Annotated in this window: 1 protein-coding gene; it reads right to left on the reverse strand. The window is 65.9% G+C overall.

The genetic code is table 11. The features are described 5' to 3' along the window. Positions 1-5,143 (reverse strand): hypothetical protein (locus AB3X43_RS17850; protein ID WP_369431215.1); only part of this gene is annotated, 5,143 nt, incomplete at both ends.

Raw genomic sequence — 5,143 nt, forward strand, 5'->3', positions numbered from 1 at the left:
GCGCGGCTGATCGCGCCGCTCAGGGTGATGTCGCGGGCCGAACGCAGCACCACCCGGTCATCGGTGGCGTTGAGTCGGTTGATCAGCAGGTCACTGGTGACGGTGATGCTCTCGCCCGACTCGACCGTCAGCGACGCGGCGTCGTAGCCCTGCGCACGGGTCGGCAGCACGAACGAGTGTCCGGAATAGAAGGTCACGGCCGTCGGCGCATCCACCCACACCGACGCATCGATGCCGAGCTGGCCGGCCGCCTTCAGGACGATGCTGCCGCTGGCCCCCACAGCGGTGTCGACACCGGCGAACAGGTTGGCACCCGCCCCGACCAGCACATCCCGTTGGGTGGACTGCAGCGTCAGGGTCTTGTCGGCCCCGACGGCACGGGTGTTGCGCACGTCCAGCGCGGAGTTCGACACGAGGGTGATGTCGCCGGCGGCCGCCTCGATCTGGGTGAGCTGCAGCAGGTTGCGGCCCGTGTCGAGGTCACTCTGGTTGCTGATGGCGATGTTGCCGTGGACCGTGGCGATGGCCCGCAGCTCGCTCACATCGGTGGTGAGGCCCCCGATGCCGTTGACTGCCGACAGCGCAAGCGCCCCCCCGGCAACCGCCTTGCGGCCATCGGCAGCGGTGAGCACCGGCGCGTTGACCCGCAGGTTCACCCCTGTGCCCAGGCCGGTGATGGCTCCGCCCGAAGTCAGGCTGATGTCCAGCGGCTGGGCCGAGAGGTCCAGGGAGTCTCCTGCAGCCGGTGCCACCATGCGCGAGCCGGTGCGCCCGGCGGTCACGTCCTGAACCTGCACATCACCCAGGGCGGTGACGTCGATGGCACCGTCGCGGGTGCCGAGCTTGTCCAGCACGATGCTGCCGCTGCGGACGCTGGCCAGCGCCAGGTCGCCTGCGGCACTCACGGCTGCACGCAGCGTCCCGGCGTCCACCCCGATCAGGCGGACACCCTGCCGGGTCTGCAGGTCGAGCAGACCGGCCACCAGGCCCGACCCCGCAAGCTGCTGCACAGTGCCATCGGCCAGCAGGGTCAGCGTGCCCGTGCCGGCCTCCAGCAGGCCGATGAGCAGATCCTGCCCCGCGGACGTAGACAGGCTCAGATGCTGGTTGCCCCCTGTCACGACATGCTGCACCGTGACCTGGCGGCTGCCGGCCAGGGTGATGCTGCCGTCGGTGGTGCGCAGATCGGTGGCGATCACATCGCCCTGAGCGGCCAGATTGACCAGCCCCTGAGCCGTGCCCTGTGCGGACAGGGTCGCAGCGGAGAAGACGAAGCCCGTGCTGTTGGCAGCGTCTCCCGTGATCTGACCGGCAGCGGTCAGTTGCAGGTCGCGGGCCTGCAGCGCGACGCCCTTGGCGTACAGGCTGCCCCCCGCTGCGTTCAGGCGGAGCATGCCGGCGGCGGACACTCCGCTGTTGTCGAAGACGATGTTGCCGCCGTTCGCCCCCGCCGTGAGAGTGATCTGACCGGCACCCGGCCCGGTGCCGATCGCCTGCAAATCCGTCGAGACATCACCAACGAGACTGCCGGATCCGTCGCTGCCGGCGCTCAAGGTGATGTTGCTTGCCCGCAGCTGGGTGCTGGCGTTGAGGTCGTTGGCAGCGGTCAAGCTTGCAGCGCCGCCACCGCTGACGGTCACCACCCCCTGTACCACAACGGCGCCGGTGCGGGCCGTCACGTCCAGGCCACCACTCCGGGCGGCCGTGGTCGCGCCTGCGTCCTGGCCGCTGTGCAGCACGGACGCGCTGTCGAACAGCACGTCGCGACCGGCGTCCACACGGATGCGGCCGCTGATCTCCAGATCGGTGACCGCCGCCAGCGTGGCGGTGCTCACGGTCTGGCCAACCACGCTGACATCTCGACCGGCCACCAGCACGGCGTCTCCTGCGGTCTGCACCAGGCCGGTCAGGCGGATGTCCCGGCCTGCGTCAATGCCAAGGCTGCCTGCGTTGATCGACTGGACACCGAAGTCGGCATACGTTGCATGGCCGTTGCTGTCGTACAGCCGCGTCGAGCGGGTGGTGGTCTGGTCCTGGACAATCGCCTGGTCCTTGTACAGCGTCACCGACGCCGACTCGACCACCTTGGTCTGGGTGTCGTAATTGCGGAACTGGGGCCGGTTGTCAAAGACGTCGGCGCTGTTGCCGACCCACTGGTAACTCAGGGACGAGCGTGCATCGGTGACGTTGTGATTGACCGATGTCCATTGCCGGTTCTGGGTCAGGAAATTCTCGAAGACCGACGCGGAATTCCAATATCCACCGTCGACAGTGACATATCCCTTGTTGGCATCATAACCAGACGCATTATCGTCGGCATCGTTCCACTGACCCCGTTTGCCAGGAGACAGCCACATCGCTGCAACCCACTCGTGGTCGAGGCTGTTGGGCTCACCAGAAGCCCAGTTGCTGTAGGCAATTTGCCCGCCAGTGGTTTCATAGACCCAGCTGCCAGTGGGGCGGCTGCTTTCCGGCGTCGGCGTGGAGCGTCGTATGCCAATCCAGACCTGGTCCAGACCAGAGCCCGAAGGCACGACAGCGGCCACCGCTGCATTCTGGGCTGCATTGGTGGGCTGTGCAAAATCGGTGCGCGACGACAGATCGTACCAATAGCTGTATTGGCCGGCATGGAATACATAATGAACGGGAACATAGTCGTAATTGGTCCCGACCAATTGACGAATCGAAGCGATCGTGCCCAGCGAGCCTGATACGGAAGCGGTGAGATCGTTGTACCCCTGCGGGGTCAAGGCATAGTTTCCGGCCTTGTCGTTCGCGACCACCAGGGGCGTGCCACCTGCCCAGCTGGGCGCCTGGGGCTTGGCGACATTGATCGTGCCGTCGTTGAGTGTGTAAATCCAGTTCGACGTATTGGCGTTGTTGTAATCGACCGACCAACGCAGCGCGCTGTGGTCGATATCCGTATTGGTCACCATCGGGTTCGTGGGAATGGTGATCCCACCCAGACCCGGGAAATACCCAGCCAGTGGCTCATACCCGACGGCCGTGGATTGCGTGCGCCCCGATTTATCCTGGGTATACGTGACAATCGCTTGCTCGTTGTAGGTTCCAACGGTTTCGAAGGACTGGCTCGCCACCCCCTGGCTGACCACGCGCAGCACATCCGCTTCGGCACCCACGGGCATGTTGATCCATTTGTCGTCCCACCCCGCCACTTTCAGGTTGACGATCTGCATGGCCTTGCTCGTTCCGGTCGGAGCCGGCAGGCTCCAATCGGGCGCCCAGGCGGCCACGGTGGTGTTGCCGTTGATGACCTGATGGACTTGCAGGTTGCTGTAGGCCATGTTGTACAGCTTCATGTACCCCAGCGCCTTGAGCACCGCATCGCGCTGGACATCGATCAAGTCATTGAACGTCGGCTCTCGCCCGTTCGACAACAGGCTTGGCCGGGTGGCCCCCGTGGCCGCCCACTCAGCGGGTGTCATCACATGGCCGCTGCCGGTGTCGGTGGTGGTCGCTGAATTGCGATAGTCAACACCTTCGATGAAGAACTCGCGTTTGGTCTGGGTCGTGCCGTTCCAGTAGGCGTCCTGGTTCAGCGTGACGTCCATGGTGTGGAACGCATAGCCGGTCTTGACCGACTCCATGCCCACCTGTTCGGTCACCGTGGTACTGACCCACTTCACCACGGGTACCTCGATGACCTTGTCGACCACCTGGTTGTAGCCAGTGATGACCTGGTAGGTCACGGTCTCGGTGCCGATGATGGGTGTCTGCACCGCCTTGAGTCCGGCAGCCTGCGCCGCCTCGGCCGTGAGGACCACGTCGACCCCAGCCTGGGCATTGAGCTGGCCCCCGGTCTGGAGGCTGCCCTGGCCAAGCAGATAGATCGAGCCTTGGCCCAGATCCATCCGGTTGACGGTACCGCGTGCTGCAGTGTTGCTCAGGGTCGCATCCACACCTGCCCGAACGTTGATGGCCGCGCCATCCAGCCCCGTTCCCAGGGTCTGGACCTGACCGTAGACCATCAGATCCGAGGCTGCGTTCAGCCACACGATGTTCTGCGCCGTGACACTGCCCGCCATGTAGACGTTGTTGCCGCGCAGGTGGACCCAGTCGGTCGATTGCACCTTGGCGGCTGTCGGAACCGCCGCCGTCCCCCCGGAGACCAGGAGGTTGGCATTGGCCGTGACCTCGATCTGGCCACCGTCGCCCCAGGTCCTGAGGGACGATCCTTCGCGCAGATCGATCGCGCCACCCTCGATGGCCATGCGGGTCTGGGCATTGACGGCGCCCAGGACATGGGTCTGGGCCGTGGCCGCGCCATCGATGTCGATTTCCTGTGTGCGCACGCCCAGCACGCCCGGGCTGGTCTGGTAGACCTGACCCAGGTTGCCGTCGAGGTTGAGCGTGCCGGTGCCGGAGATGTGGATGCGTCCTCCGGTGCCGGTGTCCAGGATGGCGCCGGTCAGGCGCTGCGGCGCACCGCCCATGACCTTGCCGGAAGCCCCCACCACCGCACCGGCCGCATCGACATAGTCGCCGCCAGCATTGCGCAGCCAACCCTGGCCATCCATCAGCCGGCTGTTCTCGTCGAGGAAATACGTGCGGGTCCCATCCATCCGGTACTGCACCTGTGTGGTGCTGACCGACACGCCCGTGCTGTCTCCCAGACCACCGGCGATGTCGACCAGGCTGTAGCCCTCGACCATTCCGGCGATGCTGGCCAGGTGCCGTGCCTGGACGAAGACCTGGCCGCCTTGCAGGGCCGCCTTGACAAAGCCGTCGATGCGCAGATCCTGTGCCCCCGACAGGGTGATGGTGCCGCTGGTCACGCCGCCGATGTTCTCGACCTGGACGGTGCTGTTGCTGTCGACCACCAGGCCCAGGCCGTTCTGGCTGGTGCCTCGGCCGCCCTGCAGCGTGATGTTGCCGGTGGACCCGATGTTGGCACCGCGCGAGAGGTCCGCACCGTGCTCGCCGGAGGCCACACCCAGGTGCAGGGTGTCGGTGGCGCTGATGTTCACCAGCCCCCCATCGGCCTGGGGCACCACCGCGCCCCGGTCGGTGCGGGCCCCGGCGTAGACCGTCCCGGCGATCAGGACCTGACCGGCCTGCACGTTCAGCGTCGAACGGGCGGCGCTCGTGACCAGCTGGGTGGCAGCGTTGACGGTGAGCTGGT

The organism is Sphaerotilus sp. (assembly GCF_041083715.1).
In the GTDB taxonomy this organism is placed as follows: Bacteria; Pseudomonadota; Gammaproteobacteria; order Burkholderiales; family Burkholderiaceae_C; genus Sphaerotilus.